Origin of the sequence: Stappia sp. (assembly GCF_040110915.1) — a bacterium.
Lineage (GTDB): Bacteria > Pseudomonadota > Alphaproteobacteria > Rhizobiales > Stappiaceae > Stappia.
The window spans coordinates 3,864,947-3,885,020 of record NZ_CP157793.1 but is presented as its reverse complement, the minus strand read 5'-3'; the positions used below and the strand labels follow the sequence as shown (position 1 = coordinate 3,885,020).

Below are 20,074 nucleotides of genomic sequence, written 5' to 3'. Positions count from 1 at the left end.
TGTCCCAAGGGCACCCATCGGGGGGCATCCGTCGGGCGGTCCCGCGGCGTAGACCGAACCGAAGACAGCTTTCGGTGCGGAGCTGTGCGGAGAGAAAGGACGATGAGATGACCACGACCCAATCGGAACCGGCGCTCGACGTGCTGATCGGCGGTGGCGGCTATGTCGGCCTGTCGCTTGGGCTCGCGCTGAAGCAGGCGGACCCGGCGATGCGCGTCGCCGTGGTGGATCTTCGGCCGCGCAGCGAGATGGAAAAGGATCCGCGGGCTTCGGCCATCGCGGCGGCGGCGAGCCGCATGCTCGACCGGCTCGGCGTGTGGGACGAGATCGCCCCGCATGCCCAGCCGATGACCGAGATGATCGTCACGGACTCCAGGCTGCGCGACGCCGTGCGCCCCGTGTTCCTGACCTTCGACGGCGAGGTCGAGCCGGGCGAGCCCTTCGCGCATATGGTGCCCAACGGCAAGATGGTCGCCGCGCTGGCCGACCGGGCCGCGGCGTTGGGCGTGGAGCTGATCGCGCCCGACAGCGTCGGCGACTTCACCGCGACCGCCTCCGGCGTGGAGGTCCGTCTGGGCTCGGGCGGCACGCGGCGGGCGAAGCTGCTGGTCGCCGCCGACGGGGTGCGCTCCAGGCTGCGCGACCTGGCCGGCATCCAGACGGTGCGCTGGGATTACGACCAGTCGGGCATCGTCACCACCGTGCGGCACGAGCGCCCGCACAACGGACGGGCGGAGGAGCATTTCCTCCCCTCCGGTCCCTTCGCGATCCTGCCGCTGACCGGAAACCGCTCGTCGCTGGTCTGGTCGGAGCGCCGCACGGACGCCGAGCGGCTTGTGAAGGGCGATGATTTCACCTTCGAACTCGAGCTGGAACGCCGCTTCGGGCATCACCTGGGCAAGATCGACCTCGACGGGCCGCGCAACGCCTATCCCCTGGGGCTGACGCTGGCGCGCGGCTTCGTGAAGCCGCGCATCGCGCTGGCCGGCGATGCGGCGCATGGCATTCACCCGATCGCCGGGCAGGGTCTCAATCTCGGCTTCAAGGACGTGGCGGCGCTGGCCGAGGTGGTCGTGGAGGCGCGGCGTCTGGGACAGGACATCGGCACGCTCGACGTGCTGGAGCGCTACGAGCGCTGGCGGCGGTTCGACACCTTCCGCATGGGCGTGACGAGCGACGTCTTGAACCGACTGTTTTCCAACGATATGGATGTGGTTCGGGCGGTCCGGGACGTCGGGCTCGGAATGGTCGATCGGCTTCCTTCCCTGAAACGGTTCTTCATCCGTCAGGCGGCCGGGCTGGAGGGCGCGCCGCCGCGCCTGCTGACCGGTGAGGCGATCTGACAGCCGGGCCGTTTGCAGCACGCCGCGTCGTCGGCGCCATGGGAGGGACGAGCCAGGTCATGCCCGGCACGACGGCAGCGGACGAGCCGCAGCGCATCATCCTGATCACCGGATGCTCGTCGGGCATCGGCGAGCGGGCCGCGCATATTCTGCGCGGCCGCGACTGGCGGGTGTTCGCCACCGCGCGCAAGGAAGCCGACGTCGCGCGCCTGCGCGACAAGGGCTTCGAGAGCCTGCGTCTCGACTATGAGGACGAGGCGGGCGTGCTGGCGGCGGCGGAGCATGTGCTGGAGCGCACGCACGGGCGTCTCGACGCGCTGTTCAACAATGGCGCCTATGCGATCCCCGGTGCGTTGGAAGACATGCCGAGCGACGCGCTGCGCGGGCTCTTCGAGGCGAATTTCATCGGCTGGCACACGCTGACGCGCGCGGTTATTCCGGCGATGCGGGCGCAAGGGGCGGGGCGCATCGTCCAATGTTCCTCCATCCTCGGCTTCATCGGCATGCCCTATCGCGGCGCCTACAACGCCTCGAAATATGCGCTGGAAGGCTACAGCGACACGCTGCGGCTGGAACTCGCCGGAACGGGCATCCATGTCTCGCTGATCGAGCCGGGGCCGATCGCGACGCGCTTTACGAAAAACGCCATGGCGAATTTCGATCGCGTCATCGGGGCGGAGGGGATGGCCGCGTCGCCGCATCGCGCGGCGTATGAAAAGCGGCTGGCGCGCATGAAGGCCGGCGAGCCGTCCCTGTTCAAGCTGTCGTCGCGCGCCGTGGTCAAGCATCTGGTGCATGCGGTGGAAAGCCCGCGCCCGCGGGTTCGCTACCGGGTCACGGTTCCGACCACGGCGATGGCGGTCGCCAAGCGGTTGCTCACGAGCCGCGGGCTCGACCGGGTGCTGACGCGCGCGGCGCGCAGCGAAGAATAGAGGCGCTGATGCGCACCGCGCCAAAGCTGCTGACGCGCGCCGCGCGCAAGCGCGGAACAGACATGCCGACGCGCCTGGCGCGTGGCGCGAATGAAAACTGCCGGGGCGCGCGGACGGGCGCGCCGGTCTGACAGGGAGCCTGAGAATGGCTGAACTCTTGCGTATGGCCATTCCGGTCGCGGTGGGCGCGGTCGCGGTCGTGCTTCTTCTGGGGCTTTGGAACATGATGCGCGGCGGCTCGTCGTCGCGCTCGCAATCGCTGATGCGCTGGCGTGTCGGCTTGCAGTTCCTGGCCATCGTCATCGTCATGGCCGTGCTCTATCTGAGTAGCGCCACGCCCTGACGGGCATTTCGACACGGGAGCGAACATGGTTGTTCTGAACAAGATCTACACCAAGACCGGCGATGCCGGCACCACGGCGCTGGCCTCCGGCGAGCGGCGGCCGAAGCACGATCTGAGGATCGAGGCCTATGGCACCGTCGACGAGACCAACGCGGTGGTCGGCCAGGCGCGCCTGGTGACGGCGAGCGCCCATCCGGAGCTCGACGCCGTGCTCGGGCGCATCCAGAACGACCTGTTCGATCTCGGCGCGGATCTGGCGACTCCGGAGACGGAGGAACCGCCGGCCTATCCGCCGCTGCGCATCACGGAAAGCCAGGTTTCGGCCATCGAGGCGGAAATCGACCGGTTGAACGCGGATCTCGAGCCCTTGCGCTCCTTCGTACTGCCGGGCGGCTCGCCGGCGGCGGCGCATCTGCATCTGGCGCGCACGGTCTCGCGGCGCGCGGAACGGGTGATGACGGCGCTCGCCGCCGAGGAGACGGTCAATCCCTCCTCCATCGTCTATGTGAACCGCCTGTCGGACTTCTTCTTCGTCGCGGCGCGCTGGGTGAACGACAAGGGCGCGCAGGACGTGCTTTGGGTGCCGGGCAAGAACCGGTAAGCTTTTTCCGTCCGCGCGGGATCGCGCCGGCGCGGCAGGGCCCGTGTCCCCGTCGCGGCGCGTCCGGATGCGGGGACGGTTGCGGGGCCGTGTGCGGGCCCGGGTGCGGAATGGGCGCGGGAGATCGCCCGCGATAAGGGGGCCGTCGATGTTCATTCCGCTGCACGATCACAATCCGCTCGCCCATGTCCGGCGACAATATGTCACCTGGGGGCTGATCCTGCTGAACGTCGCGGTCTTCGTGGTCGTGCAGGGCGGCGGCCTGTCGGCGCCCGCGCTGCAGGCCTCGAGCCTGTCCTTCGGCCTCGTGCCGGCGGTGTTCTTCGACTATCGCGATCTGGCGCCCGAGCTTGCCATCGTGCCGGAAGGCGCGTCCATCGTCACCTATGCGTTCCTGCATGGCGACTGGCTGCATCTGGGCGGCAACATGCTGTTCCTGTGGGTGTTCGGCGACAATGTGGAAGACGCGCTCGGGCATCTGCGCTTTCTCGTCTTCTATCTCCTGTGCGCCGCGCTGTCGGGCCTCGCGCACGCGCTGCTCGACCCGCAGTCGATCGCGCCGCTGATCGGCGCGTCGGGCGCGGTCGCGGGCGTGATCGGGGCCTATCTCGTGCTGCATCCCCGGGTCAACGTGTGGGTGCTGGCATTCGGGCGCCTGCCGCTGCGGCTTCCGGCCGCCTGGGTGCTCGCCGCCTGGATCGTCTTTCAACTGGTGATGGCATTCGGCGCCGGCGACGAGCAGGTCGCCTGGTGGGCCCATGTGGCGGGGGCGGCCGTCGGGGCGGTGCTGGTGATCGTGATGCGCCGGCGCGGCGTGCCGCTGTTCGATCGCGGCCTGTGATCAGGGCATGAGATCGCGGTCCTTGGAGTGCTGGCGAAGCTGTCGTTGTATTCGCGCCCGTGATGCATCCCGGCCGCCGTTGACACCGGCAAAGCGCCCCAGTACGGTCGCCGCCCGATACCCGGAAGCGGCGGATTTCTGCCGATATCGGGTGTCGTAACGGTAACCGGATGCGGCCCATGCGCGCCCGTCTCGACCGGCGGCCGCGCCAGCGGGAGGTTGAACAACCCATGAAGATCCTAGTCCCCGTCAAGCGGGTGATCGACTACAACGTCAAGGTACGCGTCAAGGCAGACGGATCGGGCGTCGACCTGGCGAATGTGAAGATGTCGATGAACCCGTTCGACGAGATTGCCGTTGAAGAGGCGATCCGGTTGCGCGAGGCCGGCAAGGCGGACGAGATCGTCGTCGTCTCCATCGGCCCGCAGCAGGCGCAGGAAACGCTGCGCACGGGGCTGGCCATGGGCGCCGACCGCGGCATTCTCGTCAAGACCGACCAGACGACCGAGCCGCTCGCCGTCGCCAAGATCCTCAAGGCGATCGTCGAGGAAGAGGCGCCGGGGCTGGTCATTCTCGGCAAGCAGGCGATCGACGACGACTGCAACCAGACGGGCCAGATGCTCGCCGCCCTTCTGGGCTGGGCGCAGGGCACCTTCGCTTCCAACGTCGACCTCGGCGAGGGCACCGTGGACGTGACCCGCGAGATCGACGGCGGCCTGCAGACCGTGAAGCTCAAGATGCCGGCGGTGGTCACCACCGACCTGCGCCTCAACGAGCCGCGCTATGCCTCGCTGCCCAACATCATGAAGGCGAAGAAGAAGCCGATCGCGGAAAAGACGCCGGAGGACTTCGGGGTCGACATCGCGCCGCGCCTGGAGGTTCTCAAGACCGTCGAGCCGCCGGCACGCGAGGCCGGCGTGAAGGTCGCCAGCGTGGCCGAGCTCGTCGAGAAGCTCAAGACCGAAGCCGGCGTTCTCTGAGCGCTTGGGAAGACAGGGAGACACACATATGACGACCCTTCTTGTTGCCGAGCACAGCAATGCCGCGCTCAACGAGGCGACGCACAAGGCGATGACCGCGGCCGTGGCCCTTGGCGGTGACGTGCACGTGCTGGTCGCCGGCAAGGATTGCCGCGCGGCCGCCGAACAGGCCGCCAAGATCGACGGCGCCGCCAAGGTGCTGGTCGCCGACGGCGACGGGCTTGCCGAGCAGCTCGCCGAGCCGATGGCCGAACTGATCCTGTCGCTGGCCGAGGGCTACGACGCGATCGTCGCGCCGGCCACCGCAAACGGCAAGAACATCCTGCCGCGCGTCGCGGCGCTGCTCGACGTGATGCAGCTGTCCGACATCACCGCCGTCATAGACGCCGACACCTTCGAGCGTCCGATCTACGCCGGCAACGCCATCCAGACCGTGAAGTCGGGCGATGCCAAGAAGGTCATCACGGTGCGCACCGCGAGCTTCGCCGCGGCCGGGGAGACCGGGTCGGCGGCGATCGAGGACGTGACCGCCACGACGTCCGATCTGTCGAGCTTCGTCGGCCAGGAGCTGTCGAAGTCGGACCGTCCGGAGCTGGCGTCGGCCAAGGTGATCGTCTCCGGCGGCCGCGCGCTCGGCTCGAAGGAGAAGTTCGACGAGGTGATGCTGCCGGTGGCCGATGCGCTGGGCGCCGCCGTCGGTGCCTCGCGCGCCGCCGTCGACGCGGGCTATGCCCCGAACGACTGGCAGGTCGGCCAGACCGGCAAGGTCGTCGCGCCGGACCTCTATGTCGCCTGCGGCATCTCCGGTGCGATCCAGCACCTCGCCGGCATGAAGGACTCCAAGGTCATCGTGGCGATCAACAAGGACGAGGAAGCGCCGATCTTCCAGGTCGCCGACTATGGCCTGGTCGCGGATCTCTTCGAGGTCCTGCCGGAGTTCAAGGCGGCCGTCGAGGCGGCCAAGAGCTAAGCGCCGGGCGACGATCCGCGGCGCTCAACGCGTCTGGAAAGGGCCCGTCGCGAGACGGGCCCTTTTGTCTGACATGCCGGCGCGCGCCGCCTTCGGGGGAGGGCGCCTGCCGGCGGAACCGCGCGAAAACGCAACCACGGTGTCCGCCCGGGCGCTCTTTGCAGTCGGGCCTCTTGCGGCGGGACCGGGAAGTTGCGATGAATAGCGCACTCATTTTTCCTTAGGCGCAGGCCTGCTGCGCGCAATCGAAATCGGAACGGACGATGGTGGTCGAGATCAAGAAGGTCGGGGTGATCGGCGCTGGCCAGATGGGCAGTGGCATCGCGCATGTCTGCGCGGTCGCGGGCTACGACGTGGCGCTCAATGACGTTTCGACGGAGCGGGTCCAGTCGGGCCTCGCCTCGATCAACGGCAACATGGCCCGGCAGGTCTCCAAGGGCCTGATCACCGAGGAGCAGCGCTCCGAGGCACTGTCGCGGCTGCGGGGCGCCGACAGCATCGACCAGCTTTCCGATGTCGATCTCATTATCGAATCGGCGGTGGAGAACGAGCAGGTCAAGCGCAAGATCTTCAGCCAGCTCTGTCCGCTCCTGAAGCCGGAAGCCATTCTGGCGACCAACACCTCGTCGATCTCCATCACCCGGCTGGCCGCCTCGACCGACCGTCCCGAACGCTTCATCGGCATCCACTTCATGAACCCGGTTCCGCTGATGGAACTGGTGGAGCTGGTGCGCGGCATCGCCACCGAGGACGAGACCTTCGAGGCGTCCAAGGCCTTCACCAAGACGCTTGGCAAGACCATCGCGGTCGCCGAGGACTTCCCGGCCTTCATGGTCAACCGCATCCTTCTGCCGATGATCAACGAGGCGATCTACACGCTCTACGAGGGCGTCGGCTCGGTGGAGGCCATCGACACGGCGATGAAGCTCGGCGCCAACCATCCGATGGGCCCGCTGCAGCTCGCCGACTTCATCGGCCTCGACACCTGCCTGTCGATCATGCAGGTGCTCTACGAGGGCCTTGCCGACAGCAAGTACCGGCCCTGTCCGCTGCTCGTGAAATACGTCGAGGCGGGCTGGCTCGGTCGCAAGACCCAGCGCGGCTTCTACGACTATCGCGGCGAGACGCCCGTCCCCACGCGCTGAGGCGCGTTCCCGGCCATGGCGAATCTCGCCGCAACCTGCCTGCGTCCCGCGGAGAGCGCGCCGGAGCGCGCCGCGCTCGTTGTGCTCGGACCCGATGCAGCGGTGCGCGAGACCTGGAGCTTCGCCGATCTGTCGGAGGCGATCCGGCGGATCGCAGCGGGGTTTCGGGCCGAGGGGCTCGCCCCCGGCGACCGGGTGCTGTTGCGCCTCGGGCATACCAGCGACTTTCCGCTCGCCTTCTTCGGCGCCATTGCCGCCGGTCTGGTGCCGGTGCCGACCTCGGCCATGCTGACCGCCGACGAATGCGACGTGCTGGTTGCCGATTGCACGCCGGCGCTCATCCTGCATGACGGTGTCACGGGGCTGCCGGCCGATCCGGGCGGCGCCCGGCTCGGCGGGCCGGAGACGCTCGCCCGGCTGAAACGCGCGCAGCCCGCGCCCTGGATGCCGATGGACGACGAGGCGCCGGCCTTTCTCGTCTATACCTCGGGCACGAGCGGCCGGCCGAAGGGCGTCCTGCACGCCCATCGCGCGGCGCGCGGGCGCGAACCGATGGTCGTCGGCTGGTCCGGACTTCGCCCCGGCGACCGGCTGCTGCATGCCGGGGCCTTCAACTGGACCTACACGCTCGGCGTCGGGCTGATGGACCCGTGGATGGCGGGCGCGACGAGCCTCGTCTACGACGGGCCGCGCGATCCCCATGTCTGGCCGGAGCTGATCGCGGCAAGCCGCGCGACCCATTTCGCCGCCGTGCCGAGCCTCTACCGCCGCATTCTCAAATATGCGTCCGTGACGCCCGAGAGCTTTCCGACGCTGCGGCACGCGCTGACCGCCGGCGAAGCCCTCGATCCGGCGCTGCACGCGGCCTGGACGGCCGCCAGCGGCCGTCCGCTCTACGAGGCGCTCGGCATGAGCGAGATCTCGACCTATGTGTCGAGCGGTCCGCAGACGCCGACGCGACCCGGCAGCCCGGGCCGCGCCCAGCCCGGCCGGCGGATCGCCATCCTCGATCCGGACGGCTCCGACGCCACGCCGCTGGCGGTCGGCGAGACGGGGCTGCTTGCGGTTCATCGCAGCGATCCCGGGCTGATGCTCGGCTACTGGAACCGGCCGACGGACACCGCCGCCGCCTTTCGCGGCGACTGGTTCGTGACCGGCGACCGGGCATCGCTCGATGCCGACGGCTACGTCTGGTACGGCGGGCGCAACGACGACGTCATGAACGCCTTCGGCTACCGCGTCGCGCCGCAGGAGGTGGAGCACGCGCTGGCCCTGCATCCGGACGTTCAGGACGTGGCGGTGACCGATGTGGCCGTGCGCGAGGGCGTGCGCCTGATCACGGCCTTCGTGATTCCGCGCGAGGGCGCAACCGGCGACGAGACGGCGCTCGCGACCCATGCCGCCGCGCATCTGGCGGAGTACAAGCGGCCGAAGGTCTATCGCTTCGTGACCGAGTTGCCGCGCACGGCCTCGGGCAAATTGCGGCGTCAGGCGCTCAAGCAGGCTTAACCCGGTCTTAACGCCGGGCTGTCAGCGTGGGTCTCGCTCACAAGGAGATCCCCCATGTCCAGCGTTGCCGGCGCGATGGTCGCCGCCAATCAGGCGCAGATGCAGACGACGCTCGCCACGACGTTCCTCAAGCAGAACGCCGCGGCCGAGGCCGGGATTGTCGCCATGCTGGAACAAAACGCCGATGCGGCCGCCGCCGCCGGCTCCGGCAAAGCGCCGACCGCGCCGGGGGTCGGCGGGGCCGTCGACGTCTCCGTCTGAGCGGCCTTTCCCGCGCTTGCTTTCCCCGTTACTCGCGCCCGAGGGCGGCCCGCACGAGCGCGAGCGCGTCGTCGCTCGCCCATTCGGCCGGGCCCATCAGCGTGCCGATCTCGCAGCCCGCGCCGTCGATCAGCAGCGTGGAGGGCAGGCCGGGCGCGCGGCCGCGCGAGCGCACCGTCTGGAAGATCTGCATCGAGGGGTCGTGATAGAAGGCGAGATGCTCCACGCCGATCTCGTTCAGAAAGGTCTTGGGCTTTTCATCGGAGCCGCGATCCACGCTGACGGTCACGACCTCGAAATCCGCGCCGCCGAGTTCGGCCTGCAGTTCGTCGAGCGCGGGCATTTCCTTGCGGCAGGGGGCGCACCAGGTCGCCCAGAGATTGACCAGCACCGTGCGGCCCGCGAAATCGGCCAGCGTGCGCGCCTCGCCGTCGTCGTCGACGAAGGCGAGATCGGCCATCGACAGCGGATCGCTCGCCGGCAGGAAGGCGGCCACCTCGCCGGTGACCTTCGGGCGGAGCGTCTCGGCCAGCTCGAGGGCCGGCTGGCAGCTCGCGGCCTGCTCCCGGTTGCCATTCGACCCGCCGATCACGTATACCGCCGCCAGTCCTGCCACGAGTGCGGCCAGCCCAAGCGCGACGAAGACGATCGGGCGGTTTCGCCGGGGCTGCTGTCCATCGGTCATTTCGTTTCTCATCCGTCCATTCAGGGCGCCACGGGGGCATGTTCATGAGCAATCGCATGTGGGGAGGCCGGTTCGCGGAAGGACCGGACGCCATCATGGAGGAGATCAATGCCTCCATCGACTACGATCGCAAGCTGTACCGGCAGGATATAGCGGGTTCGCAGGCGCATGTCCGCATGCTCGCGGCGTGCGATATCGTCGCCGCCGAGGATGCCGAGACGATCGCTCACGGTCTAGACACGATCCGGTCAGAAATCGAGGCGGGGGAGTTCACCTTCTCCCGGGCGCTCGAGGACATCCACATGAACATCGAGGCCCGGCTGGCCGAGCTGATCGGCCCCGCCGCCGGGCGCCTGCACACGGCGCGCTCGCGCAACGATCAGGTGGCGACCGACTTCCGCATGTGGGTGCGCGACACGCTGGATGCGCTCGACGGGCAGTTCACCGATCTGATCCGCGTGCTGAGCGAGCGCGCCTTGGAACACGCCGGCACGGTGATGCCGGGCTTCACCCATCTGCAGTCGGCGCAGCCGGTCACCTTCGGCCATCACCTGATGGCCTATGTGGAGATGTTCGCCCGCGACCGGAGCCGGATGCGCGATGCGCGCGCGCGCATGAACGAATGCCCGCTCGGCTCCGCGGCGCTGGCCGGCACGTCGTTTCCCATCGACCGGGAGATGACCGCGGCCGCACTCGGCTTCGACCGCCCGACGGCCAATTCGCTCGACGCGGTGTCGGATCGCGATTTCGTGCTGGAAGCGGTGTCGGCGGCGGCCATCGCCTCGATGCATCTGTCGCGTCTGGCCGAGGAAATCGTCATCTGGTGTTCCGCGCAGTTCGGCTTCGTCACCCTGTCGGACAGGTTCTCGACCGGCTCCTCGATCATGCCGCAGAAGAAGAACCCGGACGCGGCCGAACTGGTGCGGGCCAAGACCGGGCGCATCTACGGTGCGCAGACCGCGCTGCTCGTGATGATGAAGGGCCTGCCGCTGGCCTATTCCAAGGACATGCAGGAAGACAAGGAGCAGGCCTTCGACGCCCTGCCGAACCTGTCGCTGGCGCTTGCGGCGATGACCGGCATGATCGGCGATCTGACGGTGAACCAGAAGGCGATGAAACAGGCGGCCGGCTCGGGCTATTCGACCGCCACCGATCTCGCCGACTGGCTGGTGCGGGTGCTCGGCATGCCGTTCCGCGACGCGCACCATGTGACCGGCCGGGTCGTGGCGCTCGCGGTGCAGAAGAACCTGACGCTGCACCGTCTGCCGCTCGCCGATCTGCAGGCGATCGAGCCGCGCATCACCGAGGACGTGTTCTCGGTGCTCTCGGTCGACAAGTCGGTGCGCTCGCGCGTCAGCCTCGGCGGCACTGCCCCGGCCAATGTCCGCAAGCAGGCGCGCAAGTGGCTGAAGGCGCTGGAGCGCGAGGCGGCGCGCGAGGGCCGGTCGGCGACGGCGTGAGCGGGCCTTGCGGTGCCGCGCGGGCCATGCGAGGAAAACCCCATGGCCGCGGCTCGCGGCACGGGGTGTTGAAGGAGATGCGCGCATCATGGCGAACGCAGTGATCTGGCCCACCGCGCGGCGCGGTCTTGTGCTTGCGACGGTTCTGGCGGGCGTTCTGGCGCTGTCGCTTGCCGGCTGCGGCCGGCGCGGCGCGCTCGACAGTCCGGCGGCCGTCGACCCGGCGGGCGGGCCGGGCGCCGTCGAGACGCAGGGCGGCGCGGCCTCGGCGCCGGCCGCGGCCGGAAACGATGCGCCCATCGCGCTCGATATTCTCATCTGAAGCTTTCCGGCCCCTCTGACGCTTGCCGGCGCGGGGCCGGCGGACCATGTGCGCCACAGGCTGCGCCGTCACCGGCCCCGCCCGGCAAGACTCCCAACCAGGACCGCGATCCGTGCATCATTTCGACTATGTGAACGACCGGCTCCATGCCGAGGACGTGCCGATCGCTGAGATTGCGGCGGCCGTCGGCACGCCGTTCTACTGCTATTCGACGGCGACGCTCACGCGTCACTACAAGGTCTTCGCGGAGGCCTTCAAGGGCATTCCGACGCTCGTGGCCTACGCCATGAAGGCCAATTCCAACCAGGCGGTGCTGACCACGCTGGCCCGGCTCGGCGCCGGCATGGACGTGGTGTCGGAGGGCGAATTGCGCCGGGCGCGCGCCGCCGGCGTGCCGGCCGACCGCATCCTGTTTTCCGGCGTCGGCAAGACCGAAGCCGAACAGGCCCATGCGCTCGACGAGGGCATTTTGTGCTTCAACGTCGAAAGCGAGCCGGAACTTGTGCAGCTGTCGCGGGTGGCGACGGAAAAGGGGATGACCGCGCGGGTGTCGCTCAGGATCAATCCGGACGTGGATGCGCGCACCCACGCCAAGATCGCGACCGGCAAGGCGGAGAACAAGTTCGGCATTCCCTGGGGCCGGGCGCGGGCAATCTACGCGGAGGCCGCCGCGCTTCCGGGCATCGAGGTGTCCGGCATCGACATGCACATCGGCTCGCAGATCACCGAGCTGGAGCCCTTCGACGCGGCCTTCTCCCGCCTCGGCGGGCTGATCGCGGAGCTGCGCGCCGACGGACACGCAATCGACCACGTCGATCTCGGCGGCGGGCTCGGCATTCCCTACCGCGACAACAACGAGCCGCCGCCGCACCCGGAAGCCTATGCCGAGGTGGTCCGCAAGCACGTCGAACCGCTTGAGTGCAAGGTGATTTTCGAGCCAGGCCGGATGATCGCCGGCAACGCCGGGATCCTCGTCACGGAGGTGATCTACGTGAAGGAGGGGGCCGACAAGACCTTCGTCATCGTCGATGCGGCGATGAACGATCTGATCCGGCCGACGCTGTACGACGCCTATCACGAGATCCGCCCCGTCGACCGTCCCGGTGCCGACCATCCGCGCATGCTGGCCGATATCGTCGGGCCGGTGTGCGAGACGGGCGACTATCTCGGCCACGACCGGGAGATGCCGCGCGTGAAGGCCGGCGACAGGCTGGCCGTGTTTTCCGCCGGCGCCTATGGGGCGGTGCAGGCCTGCACCTACAACACCCGGCTCCTGATTCCGGAGGTTCTGGTCGACGGGAACCGCTTCGCGGTGGTGCGCCCGCGTCCGCGCTACGAGGACCTTATCGGCGCCGATGTCCTGCCCGCGTGGCTCGCCGGGGACTGACCTCGCGGGGTCCGTGCGTCGCGACGCCTTGCCAAGCCGGGCGAAACGCCCCACCCTAAGGACAACGGGGGCGGACAACCGGATCGGGTGATCCGTGGAGGCAAGGCACGTGAACCAGGCGACACCGCCGGGCGATCCCGTCCGAAACCCGAACAGCCAGTCGCAGGACGGCGGGGCGGAGCATGCCGCGTCGACCGCCGGGCACGCCGGGCTGGAGCGCGCCGTGTGGCGGGCCTCCGCAGCGCTTGCGTGGGAACGCGCCTGGCCGCCGCTGCACTCCGTTCTGATCGTCATCGCCTTCTATGTCGGCCTCTCCTGGCTCGGCCTGTGGGCGCTGCTTCCGGTCTGGCTGTCGGCGCCGCTTGCGCTCGGGTTTCTCGTCGCCGCGCTTTATGTGGGGCGTCCGCTCGCGGGTCTGCGCTGGCCGACCCGGGCCGAGGCGCTCACCCGGATCGAGCGCGAGACCGGACTTTCGCATCATCCGCTCGTGCTGCTCGAAGACCGACTGTTCGATGAGGGCGACACGCCGCTGACCCGGGCGCTGTGGGCGGCGCACCGCGAGAGGGCGCGTGCCGCGCTCGCCGCGCTCAAGGCGGGGACGCCGCGTCCCGATGCCTTCCGCCGCGATCCCTACGGCCTGCGCGTCGTCGCGACGCTCCTGCTCGTGGTCGGGTTCTTCACGGCCTCCGGCGGGCATTGGCAGCGCCTGTCGCCCCTCGACGGAGCGGACCCGGGGGCCGCGGCCGCGCCCGTGCGGCTCGATGCCTGGATCACGCCGCCGGTCTACACGGGGCGGGCGCCGATCTTTCTGACCGGTCAGGCCGGCGCCTTGCGCGACGAGGCAAGGGCGGTCGGAGCGCCGGAGGGCAGCGAACTGATCGTGCGCGCGCAAGGGGTCGAGGCGCTGACGGCGGTGCTGGTGCGCGGCGAGACGGAGGTTCCGCTCGACCCTGAAATGGCGACGTCCGATGCCGGGCCGGGCAGCCTGCGGACGACGCTGCGCGAAAGCGCGGATCTCGAGATCCGCGACGGCGGGCGGTTGCTGGAAAGCTGGCGCATCGCCGTGGAGCCGGACGCGGCGCCGACCATCCGCCTGCTCGACGATCCGGAGGAACAGATCAGCGGGGCGCTGAAGCTCGGTTATCTCACCGGCGACGATCACGGCGTGGTGGCGGCCGCGGCCGACATCCGCCCTGTCCGCATCCTGGGGCTCGACGACGACCGCCCGGCGCGGCCGCTCGTCGAGGCGCCGAGCTTTCCGCTGTCGCTGCCGGGCGGCGACACGAAGACCGGCGCGGCCGAAACGATCCGCGATCTCACCAGCCATCCCTGGGCGGGCTCCGAGGTCGACCTGATCCTGTCGGCGCGCGACCATGCCGGTCAGGCCGGCTACTCGACCCCGCATCGCTTCACGCTGCCGCAGCGCCGCTTTTCCAAGCCGCTGGCACGCGCCATCGTGGAGCAGCGGCGCGATCTGGCGCTCGACGCCAACGCCCAGCTGCGGGTTGTCGATGCGCTCGACGCGCTGATGCTGGCGCCGGAGCGCTTCATCGACGATGCCAAGACCTATCTGGGTCTGAATTTCGCGCGCGCCCGCCTCGTCGCGGCGCAGGACGACGATGGCTTGCGCGAGGTCGTCGACCTGCTCTGGGATCTCGCGCTCACCATCGAGGACGGCGACCTGTCGCTCGCGGAGCGGGCCTTGCGCGACGCGCAGGAAGCGCTGCGCCGGGCGCTGGAGGAGGGCGCCTCGGACGAGGAGATCGCGCGGCTGACGCAGGAGTTGCGCGAGGCGATGAACGAGTATTTCCAGGCGCTCGCCGAGCAGATGCGGCAGAACCCGCAGGCGATGCAGCCGATGGACCCGAACGCGCAGAACCTCCAGCCTCAGGATCTCGACGAGATGCTGTCGCGCATCGAGGAACTGGCGCGACAGGGCTCGCGCGAGGCGGCGCGCGAACTTCTCGCCCAGATGCAGCGCATGCTGGAAAACCTGCAGGCCGGGCGGCCGCAGATGATGCCCGACGGCATGACGCAGGACATGATGGAGGCCCTGAACGAGCTTGGCGAGATGATCCAGCGCCAGCAGGAACTGATGGACCGCACCAACCGCTTCGATCAGGACAACCGCTCGGGGCAGCAGCCGGGCCAGCAGCAGGGGCAACAGCGCGGGCAGCAGCCGGGCCAGCAGCCCGGAGACGGCCAGCCGATGACGCCGGAGCAACTGGCCGAGGCCTTGCGGCAGTTGCAGCAGGGGCAGGGCCAGCTCGGCGAACAGCTTCAGCAGCTGATGGATCAGATGGCCGAAAACGGCATGCCGCAGAACGGCGATCTGGGCCGGGCCGGAGAGGAGATGGGCAACGCCCGCGACAGTCTCGGCGAAGGCCAGCCCGGCGCGGCGGTCGGCCAGCAGGGCAATGCGCTGGAGGCGCTTCGCCAGGGCGCGCAGGGGCTTGCAGAGCAGATGCTCGGCCAGGGCCAGGGCCAGGGCCCCGGCATGGCCGGGCGGCAGGGCAACCCGCGCGACGAGGACCCGCTGGGGCGGCCGCGCCGCAACGAAGGTCCGGATTTCGGCGAGCGGGTGCGCGTGCCCGACGAGATCGACGTGCAGCGGGCGCGCCGGATTCTGGAGGAACTGCGTCGCCGCTTCTCCGATCCCGACCGTCCGATGCTCGAGCTCGACTATCTGGAGCGCCTGCTCAGGAGCTACTGACGCTCTGGCAAGACATGCGTGTCATCGGACGCTTCGCGGAGCGCGTGACGCGCGCGGCCGGTGGCACGGCCATAATCCATGCATAGCGAATGCGGGCGTGCGAGGGGGCGTCCCGTCCCTGCGCCGATCGCGGCGGGATGGCGATCGGGTCGCCTGTATCCGGGCGGGCTGTTTTGGTGGGCCATGTCGGGCGGTGGTGCCGCGCGCTGCGGCGATGGTGGGCACCCCGGGGTGGCTGGACAAGGGGCGCCCAAGACAGAGCGGCGATCCGGTCGGTCGCGGTCGGCACCCCTTCCGCACGGCCGGTGGACGGCCGCGACAGGCGCGGTGGCGCATCGCGGTCAGGCGGTCTTGTGCGAGGCCCTCTCGCGGGCTCCCCGGGTCGCTCTTGCGGGAATTCCCGCTCAGGCGTAGCGGCGCGGGGCTTCCTCGCGCACCACGCCCTGCAGCGCGTCGGCGACGGCGCGGCGGATGTCGGCGAGCGAGAAGGGTTTCGTCACCACGTCGTGGATGAGCGCTTCCAGTCCGTTGGCCCGCTCGCGCTGGTCGGCGAAGCCGGTCATCAGCAGGATCGGGACATGGGGATGGTCGCGGGCGGCGATCAGCGCGAAGGCGATGCCGTCCATCACCGGCATCTTGATGTCGGAGAGGATGAGGTCGAAGGCGCCGTCCTCGGCGGCGAGCCGTTCGGCGGCGGCCGCGCCGTCCTCTTCCGCGATGACCGTGTGGCCGTCGAGTTCCAAAGCCCGTTTCACGAAGCTGCGGACAGCCTCATCGTCCTCTGCAACCAGAATGTGGGCCATGTCCCTCTCCCGTTCTCAAACGTCCGCGTCAGCCGCCGGCGCCTGGACCACGTAGCCGATGAACGGGAGCTGGCGCCATTTGTGGCCCATGTCCATCCCGTAGCCGACGACGAATCGATCCGGACAATCGAATCCGACATAATCCGCGGAAATGGCGGATTTGCGGCGCATCGGCTTGTCCAGCAGCGCCGCGATGTGAACGGATCTTGCGCCGCGCTCGGTGAGTCGGTCGCGTGCGAAGGCCAGCGTCCGGCCACTTTCCAGGATGTCATCCACGAGAATCACATCGCGGCCGGCCACATCGCTCTCCACGTCGCGCAAGACCCGGATTTCCCTTGACTCGGTGCCGGCGCCATAGCTCGAGAGGTGAATGAACTCCATCTCGGGGCGCAGCCCGACCCGGTGCATCGCGCGCACCAGATCGGCGGCGAACATGAAACTGCCCTTCAACACGGCGACCACCAGCAGGTTCTGCGGGTCGGTCGCGGCGATGTCGCGAGCCATCTGCTCGACGCGCGCGGCGATGGCGGTCTCGTCGAACAGCGTGCGGATGTCGTCGGGCATGAACGTCCTCAAAGGCGAGCCTGTTGTCGGTCGCGCTCCACGAAGCGGACCTGAATATCCGCGGCGAGGTCCGGAGGGGAGGACAGCCGCGTGCGGAACCGGGTGGAGCCGCCCACGTCCAGCCAGCGCAGGCGCGGTTCCACCACCCAGGCATATATCTCCTGCGCGTCCTCGCTGCGCAACGCGAATCGCAAGGCGGGCACGGCCGTGCTTTGCGGATTGACGTTCTCGATCGCGCCTTCCACGACGAGCACGATGGTGCCGTTGTCCAGTTCCCGGAAGGTGCGCAGGTCGCGGAACTCGAGCCCGCGCAGATTGACCTCCATGCCCGCCAGGGCGAACAGCCCGGCCAGGTCCGGCATGCGCTCCACGATCGGATTGCGCAGCGCGATCGCCAGCGCGCAACTGCCGATCGCGGCAAAGAACACCAGCGCCCCGACGACCCGGCGCGGCTTGACCTGCCGCGCCCGGCGCGCCACCGCGCCCGCGACCCGCTTGAGCACCGGTTCCGGCGCCTTGGTCCTGATCTGGATCTTCGGCTTCTTGGCCAGCGTCTCGATGTCGATGGGCTGCGGCGCGGCCTCGGCGGGCGGGCCCGCGGCGTCCGCGAGAGCGTCGACATCGAAGTCCGCGAGGGGATCGTCGAAGGCGTCGTCGCTTCCGCCATCGCGCGGAGCGTCGTTCATGTCGAACACGTCCAGGTCGCCGGTCTCGCCTGTCTCGCCGGCCTTGTCGGACCCGGTCGTCGCTTCCGCCCCGGCGCCGGCGTCCGCGCTCTCCTGCGTGTCGTCCTCGGCAAGCGCGCTCGCCCAGGCGTCGTCCAGCGCCGCTTCATCCTCCGGGGGAGCGTCCGCGCCGGCCATCGCCATCGCCCGGGTCTGGGCCTGGGTCTGGGCCTGGGCCTGGGCCGGGCGGGCGGTTGCCTCCGCCTCGGCGGGAAGATCGGTTTCTATGGAGATCGTATCGGTCGCGTCGTCGCCGCCGGCATGCCACCGGGTGCCGCAGCGTGCGCATTTCACGCTGCGCCCCTTGGGGCCGAGCGCCTTGGCGCTGACCTCGTAGGATGTGGAGCAATCCGGGCAGGTGATCTTCATCTCTGGACAGGCCTCGTCTCGACCACATGGGCTACCGGGCCGTCCTTGCCCGCACCCCGACCCGCGCAGTATTGCTGTTTGAGCGTAAACACGGACCAAACGACGCGGGCGCCCGGATCCGCGACCCGTCGCCGAAGTCCCATACCGCCCCCATATCGTTAATGAAGCGTTAACGGGGGGCCGTTAGGGTCTGCGTCCCGAGGCTGGCAGACCGCGTCCGTCCGAGACCGCGTCCCGCGGACCACACCACGAAGAGGTCACCGTGATCCGATTCGAAAACGTTGGGCTGCGCTACGGCATGGGGCCGGAAGTCCTGCGCGACCTGACCTTCGAGATTGAGCCGCAGTCCTTCCAGTTCCTGACCGGTCCGTCGGGGGCGGGCAAGACCAGCCTCATGCGGCTGCTGTTCCTGTCGCTGTCGCCGACGCGCGGGCTGATCAAGGCCTTCGGCAAGGATACCTCCGTCCTCGACAAGAGCCAGATCCCGGCGCTGCGCCGGCGCATCGGCATCGTGTTTCAGGATTTCCGGCTTCTCGATCATCTGACCACCTATGAAAATGTGGCCCTGCCGCTGCGCGTGTCCGGCCAGGAAGAGGGCCAGTATCGCTCCGACGTGGTGGAACTGCTGAAGTGGGTCGGGCTCGGCGAGCGCATGCATGTGCTGCCGCCGGTGCTGTCGGGCGGGGAGAAGCAGCGCGCGGCGATCGCGCGCGCGCTCATCACCCGGCCGGAACTGCTGCTCGCCGACGAGCCGACCGGCAACGTCGATCCGCCGCTCGCGCGGCGGCTGCTGCGGTTGTTCATCGAGTTGAACCGGCTGGGCACCTCGGTGGTCATCGCGACCCACGATCTTGCGCTGATGGATCAGGTTCATGCCCGGCGCATGGAGCTTGCCGAGGGGCGGGTGCGTATCCATGACTGACGAGCCGACCGATTCCGCGTCGCGGGCGGGACCCGCGCGTTCGACAAGGGACAAGAGCGGCGGGCGGCGTCCGAAGCTGCCGGGAAAGCTCTCCGGCAAGCTGCAGGACAAGCTCCCCGGCAAGCGGACCCCGGGTGGCAAGCAGGGCGGCCGACCGGGAGGCAGACAGGGGGGCGGATCCCGCTTGCGGCCGCCCGCGCCCATCGTGCCGCCGCAGGCCGTCGCCGGGCGCGCGCTGACGCTGGTCGTCGCCATCATGAGCTTCCTCGCCTGCCTGACGGTGGGCGCGGTCACCGTCATCCATGAGGCGGCGACCGACTGGTCGAACGATCTGGTGCGCGAGGTCACCATCCAGATCCGCCCGGCGCAGGGGCTCGACATGCTGCGCGAGATCGACAAGGCGATCGAGGTCGCCGAGCGTCAGCCCGGCGTCGGACGCGTCGCGGCGCTGTCCGACGATCAGACACGGGCGCTGCTGCAGCCCTGGCTCGGCGCCGGTCTCGATCTCGACACGCTGCCGGTGCCGCGTCTGGTGCAGGTGGCGGTGGACGACGTGACGGCCTTCGATCTCGGGGCTCTCAGGCAGGCGGTCTCCGACGAGGTCGCGGGCGCGAGTGTCGACGATCATTCCAACTGGACGGACCGGCTGGCGGCCATGGCCAATGCGGTGGTGCTGGCGGGCATCGCGATCCTGGCGCTGGTGCTGGGCTCGATGGTGCTGTCGGTCGTCTTCGCCACGCGCGCGGCGATGGCGGGCAACAAGGACGTGGTCGAGGTGCTGCATTTCGTCGGCGCGGAAGACAGTTTCGTCGCGCGCGAGTTCCAGCGCCACTTCCTGCTGCTCGGCCTGAAGGGCGGGATCGCGGGCGGCGTGTGCGCGATCGTCGTCTTCGTGGTGCTTGGCCTGCTGGCGGACGAGGCGACGGGCTTTGCCGCAATGGAACAGGCGATGGCGCTCTTCGGCGGGGCCTCGGTCGGCGTCGCCGGCTATCTCGGCGTGCTGGCGATCATCTTCCTGGTCACGATCCTGACCGCCGCCACCTCGCGGCTCGCCGTGCGGGCGCATCTGCGCCGCATCGACTGAGCGCTCCCGGCGGCGTCGGACCCCGCACGGCACGGCTCATGACGGCGCGGCTCGCCCGAGGCATGCGACCGAAACAGCCTTCCGGAACGGGAAAAGCGGCCGCAGGGGCCGCTTT

The 20,074-nt window shown here is 69.3% G+C and carries 20 protein-coding genes; 16 read left to right on the top strand and 4 right to left on the bottom strand.

What is annotated here, in order from left to right:
- The first annotated feature begins 107 nt into the window (after positions 1–107).
- The 10 genes from ABL312_RS17340 to ABL312_RS17295 all read left to right on the top strand — a co-directional run bounded on the left by ABL312_RS17340 (position 108) and on the right by ABL312_RS17295 (position 8,925).
- Positions 108–1,343, top strand: coding sequence for a ubiquinone biosynthesis hydroxylase (locus tag ABL312_RS17340; RefSeq protein ID WP_349358655.1), 1,236 nt, complete (start codon positions 108–110; stop codon positions 1,341–1,343).
- A 59-nt stretch (positions 1,344–1,402) separates the two neighbouring features.
- The gene (locus ABL312_RS17335) at positions 1,403–2,275 is read left to right on the top strand and encodes an SDR family NAD(P)-dependent oxidoreductase (protein ID WP_349358654.1); all 873 of its coding nucleotides are present in this window, start codon (positions 1,403–1,405) and stop codon (positions 2,273–2,275) included.
- 145 nt (positions 2,276–2,420) lie between these two features.
- Complete coding sequence (locus ABL312_RS17330) at positions 2,421–2,618, top strand: twin transmembrane helix small protein (RefSeq protein WP_349358653.1); 198 nt, start codon at positions 2,421–2,423, stop codon at positions 2,616–2,618.
- A 25-nt stretch (positions 2,619–2,643) separates the two neighbouring features.
- Complete coding sequence (locus ABL312_RS17325; protein ID WP_349358652.1) at positions 2,644–3,219, top strand: cob(I)yrinic acid a,c-diamide adenosyltransferase; 576 nt, start codon at positions 2,644–2,646, stop codon at positions 3,217–3,219.
- Between the two features lie 148 nt (positions 3,220–3,367).
- Positions 3,368–4,060 carry a rhomboid family intramembrane serine protease gene (locus ABL312_RS17320; RefSeq protein ID WP_349358651.1) on the top strand — a complete coding sequence of 231 codons (693 nt, stop codon included), beginning with the start codon at positions 3,368–3,370 and terminating at the stop codon, positions 4,058–4,060.
- Between the two features lie 230 nt (positions 4,061–4,290).
- Positions 4,291–5,040, top strand: coding sequence for an electron transfer flavoprotein subunit beta/FixA family protein (locus ABL312_RS17315; protein WP_349358650.1), 750 nt, complete (start codon positions 4,291–4,293; stop codon positions 5,038–5,040).
- A 28-nt stretch (positions 5,041–5,068) separates the two neighbouring features.
- A complete protein-coding gene (locus ABL312_RS17310; RefSeq protein ID WP_349358649.1) occupies positions 5,069–6,010 on the top strand; it encodes an electron transfer flavoprotein subunit alpha/FixB family protein in 942 nt (313 codons plus the stop codon).
- Positions 6,011–6,273: 263 nt separating this feature from the next.
- A complete protein-coding gene (locus ABL312_RS17305; RefSeq protein WP_349358648.1) occupies positions 6,274–7,155 on the top strand; it encodes a 3-hydroxybutyryl-CoA dehydrogenase in 882 nt (293 codons plus the stop codon).
- A 15-nt stretch (positions 7,156–7,170) separates the two neighbouring features.
- A complete protein-coding gene (locus ABL312_RS17300) occupies positions 7,171–8,664 on the top strand; it encodes an AMP-binding protein (RefSeq protein WP_349358647.1) in 1,494 nt (497 codons plus the stop codon).
- Positions 8,665–8,718: 54 nt separating this feature from the next.
- The gene (locus ABL312_RS17295; RefSeq protein WP_349358646.1) at positions 8,719–8,925 is read left to right on the top strand and encodes a hypothetical protein; all 207 of its coding nucleotides are present in this window, start codon (positions 8,719–8,721) and stop codon (positions 8,923–8,925) included.
- Positions 8,926–8,953: 28 nt separating this feature from the next.
- On the opposite strand, the gene ABL312_RS17290 is transcribed toward ABL312_RS17295, so the two are convergent.
- Positions 8,954–9,610, bottom strand: coding sequence for a TlpA disulfide reductase family protein (locus ABL312_RS17290; protein ID WP_349358645.1), 657 nt, complete (start codon positions 9,608–9,610; stop codon positions 8,954–8,956).
- A gap of 44 nt (positions 9,611–9,654) precedes the next feature.
- Between ABL312_RS17290 and argH the strand changes: the two genes are divergently transcribed.
- From argH to ABL312_RS17270, 4 genes are all read left to right on the top strand, one after another.
- Positions 9,655–11,070 (top strand): argininosuccinate lyase, encoded by a 1,416-nt coding sequence (argH, locus tag ABL312_RS17285; protein WP_349358644.1) that lies wholly within the window; start codon positions 9,655–9,657, stop codon positions 11,068–11,070.
- An 88-nt stretch (positions 11,071–11,158) separates the two neighbouring features.
- The gene (locus ABL312_RS17280; RefSeq protein WP_349358643.1) at positions 11,159–11,392 is read left to right on the top strand and encodes a lipoprotein; all 234 of its coding nucleotides are present in this window, start codon (positions 11,159–11,161) and stop codon (positions 11,390–11,392) included.
- Between the two features lie 112 nt (positions 11,393–11,504).
- Positions 11,505–12,779, top strand: a complete 1,275-nt coding sequence (lysA, locus tag ABL312_RS17275; RefSeq protein ID WP_349358642.1) for a diaminopimelate decarboxylase — start codon at positions 11,505–11,507, stop codon at positions 12,777–12,779.
- Positions 12,780–12,888: 109 nt separating this feature from the next.
- Positions 12,889–15,492 (top strand): TIGR02302 family protein, encoded by a 2,604-nt coding sequence (locus tag ABL312_RS17270; protein WP_349358641.1) that lies wholly within the window; start codon positions 12,889–12,891, stop codon positions 15,490–15,492.
- 404 nt (positions 15,493–15,896) lie between these two features.
- Here the strand turns inward: ABL312_RS17270 and ABL312_RS17265 are convergent, their stop codons facing one another.
- From ABL312_RS17265 to ABL312_RS17255, 3 genes are read right to left on the bottom strand one after another with little or no spacing between them, the layout of a single operon-like run.
- Positions 15,897–16,295, bottom strand: coding sequence for a response regulator (locus ABL312_RS17265; RefSeq protein WP_349358640.1), 399 nt, complete (start codon positions 16,293–16,295; stop codon positions 15,897–15,899).
- A 15-nt stretch (positions 16,296–16,310) separates the two neighbouring features.
- On the bottom strand, positions 16,311–16,859 hold the full coding sequence (gene hpt / locus ABL312_RS17260; RefSeq protein ID WP_349358639.1) for a hypoxanthine phosphoribosyltransferase: 549 nt from the start codon (positions 16,857–16,859) through the stop codon (positions 16,311–16,313).
- 8 nt (positions 16,860–16,867) lie between these two features.
- Positions 16,868–17,953 (bottom strand): zinc-ribbon domain-containing protein, encoded by a 1,086-nt coding sequence (locus ABL312_RS17255; RefSeq protein WP_349358638.1) that lies wholly within the window; start codon positions 17,951–17,953, stop codon positions 16,868–16,870.
- A 262-nt stretch (positions 17,954–18,215) separates the two neighbouring features.
- Here ABL312_RS17255 and ftsE point away from each other — a divergent pair, with 262 nt between their 5' ends.
- Together ftsE and ABL312_RS17245 are read left to right on the top strand one after the other, a co-directional pair.
- A complete protein-coding gene (gene ftsE, locus ABL312_RS17250) occupies positions 18,216–18,875 on the top strand; it encodes a cell division ATP-binding protein FtsE (RefSeq protein ID WP_349358637.1) in 660 nt (219 codons plus the stop codon).
- Positions 18,876–19,059: 184 nt separating this feature from the next.
- On the top strand, positions 19,060–19,959 hold the full coding sequence (locus tag ABL312_RS17245) for an ABC transporter permease (protein ID WP_349358636.1): 900 nt from the start codon (positions 19,060–19,062) through the stop codon (positions 19,957–19,959).
- Positions 19,960–20,074: the final 115 nt, after the last annotated feature.

Bases quoted from the DNA above. Each gene is read 5' to 3' on its own strand.
- ABL312_RS17340 (WP_349358655.1), top strand. From the start codon at position 108: ATGACCACGACCCAATCGGAACCGGCGCTCGACGTGCTGATCGGCGGT.
- ABL312_RS17335 (WP_349358654.1), top strand. From the start codon at position 1,403: ATGCCCGGCACGACGGCAGCGGACGAGCCGCAGCGCATCATCCTGATC.
- ABL312_RS17330 (WP_349358653.1), top strand. From the start codon at position 2,421: ATGGCTGAACTCTTGCGTATGGCCATTCCGGTCGCGGTGGGCGCGGTC.
- ABL312_RS17325 (WP_349358652.1), top strand. From the start codon at position 2,644: ATGGTTGTTCTGAACAAGATCTACACCAAGACCGGCGATGCCGGCACC.
- ABL312_RS17320 (WP_349358651.1), top strand. From the start codon at position 3,368: ATGTTCATTCCGCTGCACGATCACAATCCGCTCGCCCATGTCCGGCGA.
- ABL312_RS17315 (WP_349358650.1), top strand. From the start codon at position 4,291: ATGAAGATCCTAGTCCCCGTCAAGCGGGTGATCGACTACAACGTCAAG.
- ABL312_RS17310 (WP_349358649.1), top strand. From the start codon at position 5,069: ATGACGACCCTTCTTGTTGCCGAGCACAGCAATGCCGCGCTCAACGAG.
- ABL312_RS17305 (WP_349358648.1), top strand. From the start codon at position 6,274: ATGGTGGTCGAGATCAAGAAGGTCGGGGTGATCGGCGCTGGCCAGATG.
- ABL312_RS17300 (WP_349358647.1), top strand. From the start codon at position 7,171: ATGGCGAATCTCGCCGCAACCTGCCTGCGTCCCGCGGAGAGCGCGCCG.
- ABL312_RS17295 (WP_349358646.1), top strand. From the start codon at position 8,719: ATGTCCAGCGTTGCCGGCGCGATGGTCGCCGCCAATCAGGCGCAGATG.
- ABL312_RS17290 (WP_349358645.1), bottom strand. From the start codon at position 9,610: ATGACCGATGGACAGCAGCCCCGGCGAAACCGCCCGATCGTCTTCGTC.
- argH (WP_349358644.1), top strand. From the start codon at position 9,655: ATGAGCAATCGCATGTGGGGAGGCCGGTTCGCGGAAGGACCGGACGCC.
- ABL312_RS17280 (WP_349358643.1), top strand. From the start codon at position 11,159: ATGGCGAACGCAGTGATCTGGCCCACCGCGCGGCGCGGTCTTGTGCTT.
- ABL312_RS17265 (WP_349358640.1), bottom strand. From the start codon at position 16,295: ATGGCCCACATTCTGGTTGCAGAGGACGATGAGGCTGTCCGCAGCTTC.
- hpt (WP_349358639.1), bottom strand. From the start codon at position 16,859: ATGCCCGACGACATCCGCACGCTGTTCGACGAGACCGCCATCGCCGCG.
- ABL312_RS17255 (WP_349358638.1), bottom strand. From the start codon at position 17,953: ATGAAGATCACCTGCCCGGATTGCTCCACATCCTACGAGGTCAGCGCC.